This is a genomic window from Streptomyces sp. NBC_00075 (genome assembly GCF_045041225.1).
Lineage (GTDB): Bacteria > Actinomycetota > Actinomycetes > Streptomycetales > Streptomycetaceae > Streptomyces > Streptomyces adonidis.
This window is the reverse complement of sequence record NZ_CP108243.1, coordinates 11388764-11404064: the sequence shown is the minus strand read 5'-3', so window position 1 is coordinate 11404064 and position 15301 is coordinate 11388764. Positions and strand designations below refer to the sequence as shown.

General features: G+C 70.5%; 12 protein-coding genes. 4 read left to right on the top strand and 8 right to left on the bottom strand.

Translation table 11 applies throughout. The features are described from left to right. The first annotated feature begins 64 nt into the window (after window positions 1–64). Entirely contained in the window at window positions 65–961 is an 897-nt protein-coding gene (locus tag OG787_RS50185) for a PfkB family carbohydrate kinase (RefSeq protein ID WP_405540151.1), read from the top strand. 174 nt (window positions 962–1135) lie between these two features. Continuing rightward, window positions 1136–2500 (top strand): MarR family transcriptional regulator, encoded by a 1365-nt coding sequence (locus OG787_RS50180; RefSeq protein ID WP_405540150.1) that lies wholly within the window; start codon window positions 1136–1138, stop codon window positions 2498–2500. 31 nt (window positions 2501–2531) lie between these two features. Here OG787_RS50180 and OG787_RS50175 read toward each other — a convergent pair whose 3' ends face one another. Continuing rightward, entirely contained in the window at window positions 2532–3521 is a 990-nt protein-coding gene (locus tag OG787_RS50175) for a helix-turn-helix transcriptional regulator (protein WP_369031514.1), read from the bottom strand. Window positions 3522–3613: 92 nt separating this feature from the next. Between OG787_RS50175 and OG787_RS50170 the strand changes: the two genes are divergently transcribed. Next, complete coding sequence (locus OG787_RS50170) at window positions 3614–4012, top strand: VOC family protein (protein WP_369031513.1); 399 nt, start codon at window positions 3614–3616, stop codon at window positions 4010–4012. A 48-nt stretch (window positions 4013–4060) separates the two neighbouring features. On the opposite strand, the gene OG787_RS50165 is transcribed toward OG787_RS50170, so the two are convergent. The 6 genes from OG787_RS50165 to OG787_RS50140 are packed head-to-tail and all read right to left on the bottom strand — an operon-like array spanning window position 4061 to window position 11134. Continuing rightward, window positions 4061–5515 (bottom strand): glycoside hydrolase family 3 protein, encoded by a 1455-nt coding sequence (locus tag OG787_RS50165; protein WP_369031512.1) that lies wholly within the window; start codon window positions 5513–5515, stop codon window positions 4061–4063. Further along, window positions 5512–6585 (bottom strand): ABC transporter ATP-binding protein, encoded by a 1074-nt coding sequence (locus OG787_RS50160; RefSeq protein WP_405540148.1) that lies wholly within the window; start codon window positions 6583–6585, stop codon window positions 5512–5514. Before OG787_RS50160 ends, OG787_RS50165 begins: the two co-directional genes overlap by 4 nt. Beyond that, entirely contained in the window at window positions 6582–7586 is a 1005-nt protein-coding gene (locus tag OG787_RS50155; RefSeq protein ID WP_369031510.1) for an ABC transporter ATP-binding protein, read from the bottom strand. Before OG787_RS50155 ends, OG787_RS50160 begins: the two co-directional genes overlap by 4 nt. Then, window positions 7583–8497 carry an ABC transporter permease gene (locus OG787_RS50150; protein ID WP_405540147.1) on the bottom strand — a complete coding sequence of 305 codons (915 nt, stop codon included), beginning with the start codon at window positions 8495–8497 and terminating at the stop codon, window positions 7583–7585. Before OG787_RS50150 ends, OG787_RS50155 begins: the two co-directional genes overlap by 4 nt. Continuing rightward, window positions 8494–9564: an ABC transporter permease gene (locus OG787_RS50145; RefSeq protein WP_369031508.1), complete on the bottom strand. Its 1071-nt coding sequence runs from the start codon at window positions 9562–9564 to the stop codon at window positions 8494–8496. Before OG787_RS50145 ends, OG787_RS50150 begins: the two co-directional genes overlap by 4 nt. A 25-nt stretch (window positions 9565–9589) precedes the next feature. Continuing rightward, window positions 9590–11134 (bottom strand): ABC transporter substrate-binding protein, encoded by a 1545-nt coding sequence (locus tag OG787_RS50140; RefSeq protein WP_405540146.1) that lies wholly within the window; start codon window positions 11132–11134, stop codon window positions 9590–9592. Between the two features lie 314 nt (window positions 11135–11448). Between OG787_RS50140 and OG787_RS50135 the strand changes: the two genes are divergently transcribed. Beyond that, a complete protein-coding gene (locus OG787_RS50135) occupies window positions 11449–12741 on the top strand; it encodes an alpha-L-fucosidase (RefSeq protein ID WP_405540144.1) in 1293 nt (430 codons plus the stop codon). A 303-nt stretch (window positions 12742–13044) separates the two neighbouring features. On the opposite strand, the gene OG787_RS50130 is transcribed toward OG787_RS50135, so the two are convergent. After that, window positions 13045–15000: a protein kinase domain-containing protein gene (locus OG787_RS50130; RefSeq protein ID WP_405540142.1), complete on the bottom strand. Its 1956-nt coding sequence runs from the start codon at window positions 14998–15000 to the stop codon at window positions 13045–13047. Window positions 15001–15301 lie beyond the last annotated feature (301 nt).

The window sequence follows — 15301 nt, the reverse complement described above, 5'->3', positions numbered from 1 at the left end:
CGGCCTGCCTGCGGGTAGGGGGAGGCGGGGGCGGGCATGAACACACGGCAGGAGGAGGTGGTGGGTGGAGTCGGCAGCGAGGAGGCGTCCTGAAGGGCTGTTCGTCGGGCTGTGCACGCTCGATGTCATCCAGCTCGTGGAGCACACGCCTTCCTCCAACCAGAAGCTGACCGCCCGTCAACAGACGGTGGCCGCAGGTGGTCCGGCGGCGAACGCGGCCGCGGCCTTCGCCCACCTGGGCGGTGCGGCCAGGCTGCTCACAGCGATCGGCTCCCATCCGCTGGGGCTCGCGGTCGCTGCGGACCTGCACCGTCTGGGCGTGGCCGTGTCGGATCTCGCGGCCGGCTCGGTCGAGCCGCCTGCCGTGTCCTCCGTCCTCGTGACCGAGTCCAGCGGAGACCGTGCCGTCGTCTCGACCAACGCGACGGGCCATCGGCTCGCCCCACCCGACGATCTTGACGCGTTGGTGGCCGCCTGCGACATCGTCGAGTTCGACGGCCACCACGGGGAGCTGGCCCGGGCCGCCGCCCGCTCCGCGCGTGCCGTCGGGCGCCGGACCGTCCTCGACGGGGGCAGCTGGAAGGCCGGTACTCAGGACCTGCTGCCGTTGATCGACGTGGCTGTCTGCTCGGACGACTTCCGCCCGCCCGGCACGCACACACCGGAGGACACCCTGCGGTTCCTGCGGGAGCAGGGGGTCCGCTGGGCGGCGGTCAGCCGGGGCGGGCTGCCCATCGTGTGGGCAGGCCCCGACAGCGGCGGCACGGTGGACGTGCCCGCCGTCCCGGTCGCGGACACCCTGGGCGCGGGCGACGTCCTGCACGGAGCCCTCACCCATGACCTCGCCCTTCACGACCACTTGACTCCGCGGGACTTCGCCGAGGCCCTGCGGAATGCCGCCACGGTCGCCTCCCTGGCGTGCGCCTCGTTCGGCACCCGGGCGTGGATGCGAGGAGGGTGACGCCGCCGCACTGTCGGCTCGGCCACACACAGCAGAGCAAGCACCCTCCAGTTCCCACCGATCACCCATACATCGGATGTATTGCCCGGGTGCGCCATGGAAGCACGGGGTGCCTGCGTGTACCGTCTTCCGCCAAGAGCAGCCCAGGACCACGTTCCTGATGGGTGGTACATCGTGAGTTTGTCGATCGGACTTGTCGTTCACGCAAGCCGCCGTGGAGTCTTCGAAGAAGCCGTCGAGCCGTTGTCCGGGATCTCCCTGAAGTGGGTCACGTACGGGCACGAGCACGAGATCCGGCCCCGTGTGCAGAGCCTCGCCGACGGACACGCGTTGGACGGACTGCTGGTGGGTGCCGTTCCGTATCGCGCGTGCCGTGACGTCCTCTCCCCCGGACTCCCCGTCGCGGTCACCCGCAGTTCGGCCCTCGACCTGGCGCTGGCGTTGTCCCAGGCGCAGGCCCGTGGCTGGCAGCCGGTTCCGGTCAGCATCGACACCTTCGACCAGGAGGTGGTCTCCGAGGTCGCGGAGGCGCTGCACATCGACCGCACCCGGGTCGCGTGCCTGCCGTACGCCGACGACCAGACCGTCGAGGAGATCTGCGCCTTTCACCAGCGGTCCCTCCGGCAGGGCGGCGGCTACGTCATCACCGCGCGGACCGCTGTCCTGCGACAGCTGCGCGGCAGCCTGCGCGTGCTGAACGGCTCGCCCGTCCCGTCCAGCATCCGGGCCGAACTGCACGAGCTGGTGCTGCGCATCCGGTCCGAACAGGCGGGCGCCGCCGGGTTCGCCGCCGGTGTGTTCTGTGTCAACAGGCATGGTGGCCCAGGTGACTTGGAGCGCGCCCGTATGGGGCTGCTCCAGCTGCTGCGGGCCACGCCCGAACTCAGCGACGCCTGGATCGAGAACCGTGGCCGGCGCGGTGTCGTGGTCCTCGGACGCCGTACGGTGTTCGAGCGGCTCAGCCGCAACTGGCTCATCGTCCCGGTGCTGGAGCAGGCCCAGGAGTCGCTCGGGGTGGGGGTGGCCGCCGGGTTCGGCGTGGGGCCCTCGGCACGTTCCTCGGTGATCCTCGCCGAACGGGCCGCCGCCCGCGCGGAGTCGGAGAACCGGCCGTGCGGCTATCTGATGGAGGACAGCGGGCTGGTGATCGGGCCGTTGGGACCGGGTGGGCCGCCACAGCCCCGCTCGGCCCAGGAGCAGGGCGACCGGATGCGCTCCCTCGCGCGGACCGTCGGGCTCAGTCCGGCAACGTTGTCACGGCTCGCCGCGATCGAACGCGACCTGGCCGGACGGACCGTCACACCCAGCGAGTTGGCCGACGCCATGGCCGTCACCGACCCCAGCGGCCGGCGCCTGGTCCGCAAACTCCACGCACACGGCCTGGTCACCGCCGAGGGGCTGACCCAGACCCACCGCAAGGGCCGACCGACCGGGCTGTACCGCCTGGCGATAGCCGCGGCCCTGACCGGCGGCCCCGCCGACACCCACCCTCTCCCCACCGACACTCGCTCTCTCACCACCGTCCCGGCCACGGCCTAGATGTGCCACCACACGACATCGGTCCTCACTGTCAGACCTGGCGGGCGCGGGACGCGAGGCGATCGGCGAGCGCGAGGACGAGGTCGCGCAGTTCATCGGGGCGATCGATGACGAACGGCCGGTCGAGTGCGGCGAGTAGCGGAGGCAACCAGTCGAGCCGCTCCGCCCGTAGTTCGACGCGCAGCCAGCGCTCGGTCGCCCGGTCCTCGCCTGCCGTGGGCGCGTGCTCCTCCACAGTCGCGACGCCGGCGGGAAGGCGGGCGCGGATCTGCTCAACGGTGCCGTGGATCCGCAAGGTCACCTCGTGCCGGTACTCGGCCGTGGCGAACCCCGACAACACGCGCTGTGCCGGATCGGGACCCACGGGCTCGTCGAATGAGCCGGGCAGGGTCCTCGCGTCCGCGATGCGGTCGAGCCGGAAGGTTCGGGCCTCGTCGATCTCGGGGTCCGTGCCCGTGACGTACCACCGGCCCGAATGGGCGACGATCCCGTACGCGTGCAGCGTGCGGTGGCTGCGCCGGCCGTCGCGGTCGGTGTATCTGATCGAGACCGGTCGGCGGTGGCGTACCGCATCGGCGACGGTGAGCAGGACCCCGGCGTCCGGGGCGGCGAACTCGCCGGGCTGATCCGTGAAGGCGAGAGACTCCAGGAGTGTGTCGAGCCGGCGGGCGACGTGTTTGGGCAGTACGCGCCGGATCTTGGCCGACACCGTCTCGCTCGCCGTGCGCTCCGCCGTCGTCAACCCTGATCGGCGGCCGGCGACCAGGCCGAGCAGCACGGCCAGCGCCTCGTCATCGCTGAGCATGAGCGGAGGCAGACGGTAGCCGGGGGCGAGCCGGTACCCACCGTAGCGGCCGCGCACCGACTCCACGGGCACGTCCAGGTCGATCAGATGATCCACGTACCGCCGCACGGTGCGTCCATCCACGCCGAGCCGTTCGGCGAGTTCGGCGACCGTCCGGGTGCCGCCCGACTGGAGCAGTTCCAGGAGTGTCAGCACGCGGCCGGTGGGTCGAGGCATGTGCACAAGCCTAAGCCGAATACAGGACGGATTCTGTCCTCTATTTCTCCTAGCCTGCGCCGTGCACCGACCGATCGGCCAAGGAGATCACCATGGAGTTCGTCTCGATCCGCATCATCACCGGCGACGTAGCCCGCCTCGTCGAGTTCTACGAGCGAGCCACGGGGGTGCGGGCGATGTGGGCAACTGAGGACTTCGCCGAACTCAAGACCCCGGGCGCCACGCTCGCGATCGCCGGTACCCGCACAGTCCCGCTGTTCGCCCCGGGTTCCGCCCGTCCGGCGGACAACCACAGCGTGATCACCGAGTTCCTCGTCGACGACGTGGACCTCGTCCACCAGAACCTGACCGGCTTCGTCACCGACTTCGTCACCGAGCCCACCACGATGCCCTGGGGCAACCGGTCGCTGCTCTTCCGCGACCCCGACGGCAACCTCGTCAACTTCTTCACCCCCGCCACCCCGGCGGCCGTCGAGAGGTTGGCACGTTGACGCCAGGCACGGTGGTCGCTCACTCGGGAGCGCGATAGGACATCACGCCTAGAGCAGCGCCTCGGCCACCGCACGCAGGTTCGCCCGGCCCCGTCCGTACGCGCACACCCCGTCCGCCGCCTCCGTCTCCGCGTCCGGCATGCCGGTGGCGACGAGGAGGGCGTCGGGGCGGGCGGTGAACAGGGCGGTGCGGGCCGCCGCCTGCCAGGGGTGCAGGTCCGCGTCCTCGGTGGCGATCAGCAGGGGGCGCCCCTGGGCGTGCCGCAGGATGCCGGGGACGTCGACGGGGCCCTCGCTCGTCACGACGCCGTCGGTGGCGGGCATGACCTCGCGCAGGAGGGTCAGGAGGTCCGTACGGTCCCATTCCAGCGCGGGGTTGGGGCGGCGGTGCAGATCGACGACGTACGGATCGACGACGGGGCCGGGCAGAGGCTTCCAGCGGATGGCGCGGCGGGCGGCGAGCAGTCCCACGTCCTCCGGGGCGGGGCCGCCGGTCGTTGTCGGGGGCTGGGCGAAGCGGTCGGCCAAGGTGTCGATGCGGCGGGCTGCGTCGACGACCCGGGCGGGGTCCAGCGTGCCGCCGGCCAGGGCGTCGAGCAGGGCGTCCCGGCAGCGCCGCCACAGCGTCGGGTCGGGGCGGGCGATGATCAGCTGGTCGGCTCCCGCGGCGATCGCGGCGACGGCCGCGGCAGGTTCCCCGACCGTGTCGGCGATCGCCTTCATCTCCAGGGCGTCGGTCACGACGACGCCCTCGAAGCCGAGTTCGGTGCGCAGGAGGTCGGTGAGGATGCGGCGGCTGAGCGTGGCGGGAGCGGTCGCGTCGAGGGCCGGGTGGACGACGTGGGCCGTCATGACGAGCGGGACGCCCGCGGCGATGGCGGCCCGGAAGGGCGGCAGGTCGGTCTCGCGGAGGGTTCGTTCGTCCCTGGTGTCGACGGCGATGCCCAAGTGGCTGTCGACGGTGGTCGAGCCGTGGCCCGGGAAGTGCTTGGCGCACGGGGCGACACCGGCGGCCAGCGTGGCCTTCGTCCAGGCCGTGACGTGGCGGGCGGCCTGGCCGGGGTCGGCGCCGAAGGAGCGGGTGCGCACGATGGGGTTGGCGGCGTCCCGGTGTACGTCGGCCACGGGGGCGTAGCTGACGGCCACTCCGCACTCGGCGAGGTGCCGGGCGAGCGCGTCGGCGACGGCGGCGGTCAACTCGGTGTCGTCGGCGACGCCGAGGGCCCAGGCTCCCGGGGTCTCGGGCGCCCCGGCCCTGGCGAGATGGCTGATGCTTCCGCCCTCCTGGTCGACGGTGACCAGCAGTCCGGTGCGCAGGGAGCGCAACTCGTCGGTGAGGGCGCGCAGTTCGGCTCGCCCGGCGACGTTGCGGGTGTGCAGGATGACGCCGCCGAGTCCGGTGTCCGCCAGCCGTCTCAGGTCGTCGGGGACGGTCGTACCGTCGAAGCCGAGGACGAGGCAGCGGTGGGCGGCCTCGATCAGGTCGTCCGGGAGGGGGGTCACGGGGTCAGCTCCGCGGTGGTCGTGTCACGGGAGGCGTCCGGCTGCACCAGCAGGACGCAGCGGGCCCAGTGACGGTCGGTCAGCTCGACGTGCGGTGGCTGCTCGGTGCGGCAGGCGGCGCGGGCCAGGGGGCAGCGGGGGTGGAAGCGGCAGCCGGACGGGGGGTGGACGAGGTCCGGGGGTTCGCCGTAGTCGTCCCCGGTGACGTCCCGTTCGCCGTCCTCGCGGTTCGTGCGGCCCGCCAGGAACTCCATCCGGTCCGGGTCCGGGGTCGAGTCCAGGAGCAGTCGGGTGTAGGGGTGGGCCGGGGTCTGGGTGACGTCCTCCGCCGTGCCGTACTCGACGATCTCCCCCGCGTACATCACCGCGATCTCGTCGGCGAAGTAGCGGGCGCCTGCGATGTCGTGGGTGATGTAGAGCATGGCCAGGTGTTCCTCGTCGCGCAGGGCGGCGAGGAGGTTGAGGATCTCCAGGCGGATGGAGACGTCCAGCATGCTCACCAGTTCGTCGCCCAGGAGCACTTCGGGTTCGACGGCGAGCGCGCGGGCGATCGCGACGCGCTGGCGCTGGCCGCCGGACAGTTCGTGCGGGAAGGCTTCCAGGAAGCGCTCGGGCGGGGTGAGCCGTACGCGTTCCAGCAGGGCCCGCAGCCGCCGCTCCATGTCCTCGCCGCCGGTGACGGAGCCGTGCAGCCGCAGCGGCCGTTCGAGCAGATAGCGCACGCGGTGCAGGGGGTTGAGGGAGGCGAAGGGGTCCTGGAGCACCATCTGGACCCGGCGGGCGTAGGCGCGGCGGGCCCGGCGACCGCGTGCCGAGGCGGGTTTCCCGTACAGCAGGATGTTGCCGCTGGTGGGGGTCTGGGCGAGGGCGAGGGTCCGGGCGAAGGTGGACTTGCCGCTGCCGCTCTCGCCGACGAGGGCCACGGTGCGGCCCGGGATCAGACGCAGGGAGGCGTTCTCCAGGGCGTGCACGGTCTCCCCGCGGGAGCGGTGCACCGGGTAGTGGACGGTGACGTCCACCGCTTCGAGTACGGGGGCCGGCTGGGGCGTTCGGGCCTGCTCGTCGGTCATGCTCGCCCTCCGGTGGTCAGCGCGGGCAGGTTGTCGGCGTGGATGCAGGCCACGGCTCGCTCAGTGCCGTACGTGGTCAGCGCGGGAGGCGCCTCCTCGCACTCGGGCGTCGCGTGCGGGCAGCGCGGTTGGAAGGGGCAGCCCGGTGGGAGGCCGCGCAGGTCGGGCGGGTTGCCGGGGATGCCGTTCAGACGGCGCATCGGTCCGCGCAGCGGCGGGAAGGAGTCGCGCAGGCCGCGCGTGTACGGGTGTTTCGGGTCCCGGTACAGATCGCCGGCCGGGCCGCTCTCCACGATCCGTCCGCCGTACATGACGGCGATGCGGTCGGCGATCTCCAGCAGGAGTGACAGGTCGTGCGTGATGAAGACGACGGAGAATCCCAACTCCCGCTGCAACCTGATGACTTGGCGCAGGATCTGGCGCTGCATCACCACGTCCACAGCCGTCGTCGGCTCGTCCATGACCAGCAGGTCGGGGTCGCAGACGAGGGCGAGCGCGATGGTGGCCCGCTGGCGCATTCCGCCGGAGAGTTCGTGCGGAAAGCTGTCCAGGCGGGTGGCGGGGATGCCGACGAGTCCGAGCATGTGCGCGGCGCGTTCGCGCGCCTCCGATCTGGTCATTCGGCGGTGGGCGTGCAGGGTGTCGGTGAACTGGGCGCCGAGTCTAGCGACGGGGTTGAGGGCGTTCATGGCGCTCTGGAAGACGACGGCCGTGTGTTCCCAGCGGGTTCTGCGCAGTTGGCGTGCGTCGGCGTGGAGCAGGTCGACGGGGTCGCCCGAGCGCGGGTGGAGCGTAGCGCTGCCCGTGCGGACGACGGCGGGTGGGCGCAGCAGCCGTAGCAGGGCGTTGATCAGGGTGGTCTTGCCGCTGCCGCTCTCACCGGCGATGCCGAGGATCTCGCCGCGGCGCAGTTCCAGGGAGACTTGGGACACCGCGGGCAGGGGTTCGGCGGCCGTGCCGTAGTCGACGCTGAGGTTCCTGACGTCCAGCAGCAGGCTCACTGTGCCCCTTTCTTGCGGCGGGCGCCGCGCAGTCGCGGGTTGGTCAGTTCGTCGATGCCGAAGTTGACGAGCCCGGCGGCGGCGCCGAGCACGGTGATCGCCACTCCGGGCGGTACGAACCACCACCACGCGCCGGAGACCATCGCCTGCCGCTGCTGGGCGAAGTAGAGCATCGTGCCCCAGCTGACGGTGTTGATGTCGCCGATGCCGAGGAAGTCCAGGCCGGAGACGGCGAGGATGGAGGTGACGAGGGAGAGCATCAGCGTCGCGGAGATCACCGGCAGCAGGTTGGGCAGCACCTCGACGAGCATGATCCGCGGATTGCTCTCGCCGAGCAGCCGGGCGCCCAGGACGAAGTCCCTGTTGCGCAGGGACAGTGTCTGTACGCGCTTGGAGCGGGCGCCCCAGGCCCAGCCGGTCAGGCCGATGACCAGGGCGACCGCGAACGGGCCGCCCCTGCCCCGCAGATACCCGGCGAGGATGATGACCAGCGGCAGCCCGGGCAGGACGAGGAAGACGTTGGTGAGGGCGCCGAGCACCGAGTCGACCGTGCCGCCGTAGTAGCCGCCGATCAGCCCGACGGCCACGGACAGCGTGGTGGAGACGACGGCAGCGACGGCACCGACGAGCAGCGATGTGCGGGTGCCGACGACGAGTTGGGCGAGGACGTCGGTGCCGTCCTGGGTGGTGCCCAACGGGTGGTCCATGGAAGGGGGTTGGAGGACGGCACCGGTGAGTTCCGTGGGTGACAGACCCATGAGCGACTGCACGATCCACGGACCGGCGGCGGCCACGAGGACGTACCCGGCGATGATCGCGAGTCCGACGCGGGCCTTGCGGTTGGCGGGGATCAGTCGGCGCGGCGCGGTACGCCAGGTGAGCCGGGCGGGCGGTGTCGCCGTGAGCGTCATGCGTCCTCCCGGGTGCGCGGGTCGAGCAGGACGTAGACGGAGTCGGCGATGAAGTTGGCCACCAGTACGGACAGCGAGATGATCAGGAACAGCGCCTGCATCAGCGGGTAGTCGAGGTTCACCACGGCCTGGTAGAAGAGGTAGCCGATGCCGGGGTAGGCGAAGACCGCCTCGGCGAGCAGCGAGCCGCCGACCACGGTGCCGATGGAGATGGCCAGGCCCGCCACCTGCGGCAGCATCGCGTTGCGGGCGGCGTACGCCAGCAGGATCCGCCAGCGGCTGAGGCCCTTGGCCTCGGCGAGGCTGACGTAGTCCTCGGCCACGGTGGTGATCATCATGTTGCGCATGCCGAGCAGCCAGCCGCCGATCGAGGAGACGACGATGGTCAGCGCGGGCAGGAAGCCGTGGGCGATCACGCTGCTGACGAACGTGAAGTTCAGGCCCGGTTCGAGGTTGAGGTCGTAGCCGTTCTGAGAGGGGAAGACCGGCAGGCTCACCGACAGCAGCAGAAGGAGCATGGTGGCGACCCAGAAGTACGGCATCGAGCCGAGGAAGGTCGCGAGCGGTGCCAGCACACTGTCGAGGCGACTGCCGGGCCTGGCACCGGAGATGATGCCGAGTGCGGTGCCGAGGAGGAACGCCAGGACGGTGGTCAGGCTGACCAGGCCCAGTGTCCAGGGCAGGCCCTGCGAGATCATCTCGCCGACGGGCTGCGGGAAGTAGGCGGTGGAGATCCCGAAGTCGAGGTGGGCGAGCTGGGATAGGTAGTGCAGATACTGCTCCCCCAGGTTCTGGTCGGGGACGCCGAACAACGCCCGGATGGACTTCTCGGTGGCCGCGTTGACCTGTGATCTCTGGGCCAGCTTGTTGAGGATGACGGAGGCCGGGTCGCCCGGCATGAGGCGGGGGATGACGAAGTTCAGGGTGACGGCGACGGCGGCGGTCGCGAGATAGAAGCCGAGGCGGCGCAGCAGGACCCGGGCCCGGCCGCCGCGCCGGCGACGGCGTGGCGGGCCGTCCGCCGTCGGTGGTCCGGCGGGCGGCGCCGGAAGTGTCGTCGCCGTCATCGGGCGAACTCCCTGGGCACGGCCATCACTTCACCGGCTTCAGCTGCGCGAGCACGTTCTCGAACGCCGGGCCGCCGTTCCAGGGGGCGCAGATGGCGTACGGATTGCTCTTGTCGGGGAATCCCGTCCAGTTGCGGGCGCTCCACGCGCAGCCGGCGGTGATGTTCGACAGCGTCACGAACGGCACCTGGTCGACGATGATCTTCTCCAGCTTCCGGGTGAGCTGGATCTGCGTCTGTTCGTCGCCGGAGTTCGCCAACTGGTTCAGCAGGTCGTCGGTGGACTTGTCGCGCCAGCGCAGGTAGTTGTTGGTCTGCGCCACACCGCCCTTCGCGGTGCCGGCGAACTGGCTGTTCAGCAGCGGGTTGTAGACCTGCCAGGGCACGGCGCCGTACGCCAGCCCGTACGAGGCGAGGTCGAAGTCGCCCTTGGCGCGGGTGTCGGTGTAGGTGCCCTGCGCGAGCGGCTGCACGTTCACCTTGATGCCGATCTTGCCGAGCTGGTCGGCGATGATCCTGGCCCGCTGCACGGAGTCCGCGAAGTCGGAGACCTCGATGTAGTTGAGCGTGAGCTGCTTGCCGTCCTTGACCGCCTTGCCGCCACTGAAGGTGTAACCGGCCTGCTGGAGCTGGGACTTGGCGGCCGCGAGGTCGGTCTTGACGGCGTCCTTGTAGGCGGGGTCGAGCCATTTGCCCTGGGTCGCCGCGTCCAGGCCGGTCTGGCTGATGGGGGTGGCGCCGAGCTGGGTGACGAGCTGGATGAGCTGCTGTCGGTCGATCGCCAGCTCGACCGCCTTGCGCAGACGGACGTCCTTCAGGACGCCCCGGTCGTGGTTGAAGACCAGGATCAGCGACCCGTATGTCGGATAGAAGTAGCCGTTCTTCGCCGGGTCCTTGTCGACGTACTGCTTCTCGAGGTTGGGTATCGCGCCGCCGCTCAGGTCCTCCTGACCACTGGTCAGCTGGGAGATCTCGGTGGCGGAGTTCACCACGGGCAGCCGGATCTGCTTGACCTGGATCTTGCTGCGCCAGTAGTCGTCCCGCAGGGTGAGGCTGACCTGCTGAGGGTCGAACCGCTTGAGGGTGTACGGGCCGCTGCCCACGGGGTCGGGGTTGGTGAAGGTGACCGGGTTCTTCTGATTCGCCCAGTATTTCTCCGGCACGATGTACTGCTGGAGAATCGAGGCGACCTGGGTGAACGCCGGCTTGTCGAATTGAAAGACGACCGTCTTCTCCCCCTGCGCGGTCACCGAGGAGAACGAGACACCGGACGCGTCGAGTGCGGGTGTTTTCTTCACCAGCTCGAAGGTGAACACGACGTCGGCGGCGGTGACCGGTTTCCCGTCGCTCCAGGTGGCTTTCTTGTCGATGTCCACGGTCAGCGTACGGCCGTCTGCCGACAGTTTCTGCGCGGAGGCGAGCCACGGTTCGAATTCGCCACCCTTGAGGACATTCACCCCCATGAGCGACTGATACATGTAGATCCTGGTTCCTGGTGAAGCGTCACCGGTGCTGGTCAGCGGGTTGAAGTTCCGCTGGAGCACGGTTTTCCCGGAAGCATAATTGATCATCAGCGAGCCACTGCTCGAATTCGCCGAACCACTGTCCTGACACGCGGTGAGCGCCAGACTCATCACCACGGCGACCACTGCTGGACCGGTTCTCAAGGAACTCCTGAGCCGCACGGCTGACCTCCCATCTCGGTTGCCGAATTCTGCGGACGGAAATCACCGGGTGTCAAGCAGGCAACGGGAATCACCCATAAACGAACCTGGTCCGAAATAGAAAAAGAACCAGGTTCGTATGTCGGCAGCGTGTTTGACGGCAGGCCGTGGAAGGGGAGTATTGCCCCTCAGTCGATCCGGCGGAATTGAGAGGAATCGAATTGCCCCAGACGCGTGACACACCCGCGGCGACCGGTTGGATGCGGGAGGCGAGGTTCGGCCTCTTCGTGCACTTCGGCGTCTACAGCATGGCCGCACGGCACGAATGGGTGCGCAGCTACGAGGAGATCGACGATGCCGCGTACCAGCGGTACGTCGACCACTTCGACCCCGATCTGTTCGACGCCGCCGACATCGCCCGCGCGGCGCGCGCGGCCGGCATGCGGTACGCCGTACTGACCACCAAGCATCACGACGGCTTCTGCCTGTGGGACTCGGCGGTCACGGACTACAGCTCGGCCCGTGTCTGTGGCCGGGACCTGGTCGCCGAGTTCGTGACCGCCGTACGCGCCGAAGGACTGAAGGTCGGCTTCTACCACTCGCTCCTCGACTGGCATCACCCCGACTACGTGATCGACGGCGTGCATCCGCTGCGCAACGCGCCGGACGTGGCGGCTCTCAACTCCGGCCGTGACATGGGCAGATACCGCGCCTACCTGCACGCCCAGGTCAAGGAGCTGCTCACCTCGTACGGTCAGATCGACCTGATGTTCTACGACTTCACGTTTCCCTGGGACCGTGGCGGGATGCCCGGCAAGGGACCGGAGGACTGGGACTCGGCGGAACTCCTCGCGACGACCCGCGCCCTCCAGCCGGGCATCGTGGTCAACAACCGCCTCGGTATCCCGGGCGACTACGTGACGCCCGAGCAGTACCAGCCGGACCGGCCGCTCGTCGACGACGGTGTCGAGATCATGTGGGAGGCGTGCCAGACCCTCAACGGCTCCTGGGGGTACCACCGGGACAACCTGGAGTTCAAGGACCCCGGTGACCTGGCACGCATGCTCGTCCAGTCGGTGTCGAACAACGGCAACATGATCCTCAACGTGGGTCCCGACGGCCGCGGGAACATCGAGCCGCGCGCCCGTGGCGTCCTGAACTCCCTCGCGGACTGGATGCGGCTGCACGCCCGCGCGATCCACGGCGCCGGGCCCGCCCCGTTCACTCCGCCCGCCCACGGCGTGTACACCCTGCGCGGCGACCGCCTCTACCTCCACCTGTTCTCCTGGCCGTTCAGACATGTGCACCTGCCCGGGCTGGCCGGCCGGGTGGAGTACGCCCAACTGCTGGGCGACGGCAGCGAGGTCGGGCTCGACGTCCTCGACAGCACACCCCAACCGCACGCCCACCTCTCCCCCTTGCCCCAGCCCGAGGGCACCCTGACCCTGACGCTTCCGGTCACCCGGCCGGACGTACTCGTACCGGTGGTGGAGCTGTTTCTGACGGAGGCGTGAGGGGCGTCGGCGGCGTCTTCCAGCAGGCGTTCGAAGCGGTCGGCTGCCGTCGCGGCGACCAGTGCGTCGGGGCACCGAGCAGACCGGCAGAGGACCGGCGGGCGCTGCTGTGGCGACGCGGTCGGACGCGCCGTCGGGACAGCCGAACCACTCCTCGTCGGCACGCCCTGCCCCGGCCCCCGGGAGTCCGGCGCCGAGCGCCTGCCCGGTCTCGTGACGACTCGCGCCCGGCCCTCTCGGCCACCACGGCAACAGCCTATTGGCCCGCCCTGACCAAGGGCCGCCCCTCGCGAGATCCCCGTGTCACGGGAGGACGACGGGCGTGTAGTCGTCCTCGCACGAATAGGTGAAACGGCCTCCCGCGGCGCCGGACCGGAAAGCCATGGCTCCGTAGTAGTAGTGGTTCAGCTCGGTGGCGCTGTCCCGCAAGCTCACCGCCGGCGATTCCTCCGCGCCGCCCTGGTTCAGGCACGACGTCTGCGGCAGCCGCAGGTCCGGGTTTCCGGTCGCCGCGAACACGAGTTGGGTGCCGCGGGCCGTCCGGTCCGCCGACAGGACGACGGCGAAGTACTCCTCGCTGTAGCGGGAGATGCCGACGTTCGGCACGGACGCGTTGCCCAGTTCGACGTCCGAGTAGTCGTCCTGGCAGGAATAGCGGAGCAGGTATCTGCCCGGGACGAGCATCGGGAAGGAGAGCGTCCCGTCGAACACGCCGGGACTGTCGGCGGTGGCCTGCCGGGCGTACGGGCGGACCGTGAACGTGCCGTCGGGGCCGTCCACCAGGAGGCAGGTGGTCTCCGCCTGCCTCAGGTCGGCCTCACCCCTGGCCCGGAGGGTCACGGTGAGCCGATGGCCGGTCGCCGACACGGCCGTCACCGTCGCCGCATAGCCAGGGTCCCGGTAGCGGGAGACGCCGAGCGCTCCGCGGGTGAACGCCGGTGCCCCGGGCGGGGCCGCCGACGGGTACCGCTCGGCTTCGGCCGGACCGGGGGCGGAGGGAGACGACACCGTGCGCGGCGCCTCCCCGTCGTCGCCCGGGGCCGCCGGGGCGGGGAGCGTGGCCGTACGGGTCACGACGACCTGCGGATCCTTCCCCGCCTCTGCCTGGTCTCCGCCCGCCGAGGTCGACACCGCCCAGACGAGCCCGGCGGTGGCCAGGACCAGAAGGGCGGACAGGGCGACCGGCACGTGCCTGCGCCGCGCGGTGGGGGCCGGCGCGGAGTCGTGGGTACGCCGTACCGTCGGGTCGTCGTGTCCCGCTCCCGTACGGGCCGTTCCCGCGCCGGGGGCCGAAGCGGTCATCGTGGGCTGTGCGTGCGGGAATCCGGCGGCGTGCGGATCCAGGACGGTCGGCGGGTGGGTCGCGGCCTTCTCGAACTCCTCGGAGCTGCGCCGAACCGACCGGAACACCGCGTCCGGGAGCCAACGGTGGGTGCCGCCCGCGCCGGGCCGCGGCGGCACGGCGAGCCTGCCGCCGACCTCGGCCGACGACGGACGGTCGCCCGGATCGCGCGCCAGACACCGCCGTACGACCGCGCCCAGGTCCTCGGGCAGCGACGCGAACGACTGCGTACGGCCGTCGACGGCCTCGGAGGCGAGCGGCGCGCCCTGCGGGGAGAGCACCCGCTCACCGGCGGCCTCGGCGAGCACCACCCCGAGAGAGAACAAGTCGCTCTCCGGGCCCACCCGTTGACCGAGCCGCTGCTCCGGGGACGCGTAGACGACACTGCCGACGAACTGTCCCGTCGACGTCAGCCCGCCCTGCCCCACCGCTCGCGCGATCCCGAAGTCCACCAGCCGCGGCCCGCTCTCGGCCAGGATGATGTTGGACGGTTTGACGTCCCGGTGCACGATCCCCGCCGCGTGGATCGCCCCCAGCCCCTCGGCCAGGCCGGCCGCGAGAACCCGCAGGCTGTCCGCGGGCAGGCGGCGGTGCGTGGCTAGCACCTCGGCCAGATTGGGGCCGTGCACCAGCTCGGTCGCCAGCCACGGTACGGCCGCCTCCGCATCGAAGTCGACGAGGTGGACGGTGTGCACACCGCGGACCGCTCGGGCGGTCTCGATCTCACGGGCGAACCGTTCCCGGTAGCCCGGCTCCGCGCACAGTTCGGGGCGGATCACCTTGAGTGCCACCAGCAGACCGCCGCCGGCCCGGCGGGCCAGGTACACACTGCCCATACCGCCGGCGCCCAGCCTGCCCAGCAGTTCGAAGGGGCCGATGCTCGTCGGATCCTCGCCATGCCGAAGCGGTCGCCACACGTCGCACCATCACTTGTCTGTCGCCGAAAGCTCAGGAGGCAGGCGTCAGCCCGGAAAGCACGCGTCGTCACCACTGTCCCCCACGTTGTGAACAGTGATTCTGACGAGCGCGAGGGAAGCAGCACAGGGGCGCACGGAGGTGCGAAGAGCGCACTCGCTCGGTGCCAGAGCGTGAGAGCGACCCCGGTCGACCGAGCGGGGATTCCCTTGCGTCCGTCCAAGCGTCGCCGCTCTTTGTCCATGGACCGGTTCCGCCGCCTGAGGTGAGGGTGGTGACCATGAGCGAGTTCAGCGCGGACGG

Coding starts and splice junctions, on each gene's coding strand:
- OG787_RS50175 (WP_369031514.1), bottom strand. CDS start 3,521: ATGCCTCGACCCACCGGCCGCGTGCTGACACTCCTGGAACTGCTCCAG.
- OG787_RS50170 (WP_369031513.1), top strand. CDS start 3,614: ATGGAGTTCGTCTCGATCCGCATCATCACCGGCGACGTAGCCCGCCTC.
- OG787_RS50160 (WP_405540148.1), bottom strand. CDS start 6,585: ATGACCGACGAGCAGGCCCGAACGCCCCAGCCGGCCCCCGTACTCGAA.
- OG787_RS50150 (WP_405540147.1), bottom strand. CDS start 8,497: ATGACGCTCACGGCGACACCGCCCGCCCGGCTCACCTGGCGTACCGCG.
- OG787_RS50145 (WP_369031508.1), bottom strand. CDS start 9,564: ATGACGGCGACGACACTTCCGGCGCCGCCCGCCGGACCACCGACGGCG.
- OG787_RS50140 (WP_405540146.1), bottom strand. CDS start 11,134: ATGATCAATTATGCTTCCGGGAAAACCGTGCTCCAGCGGAACTTCAAC.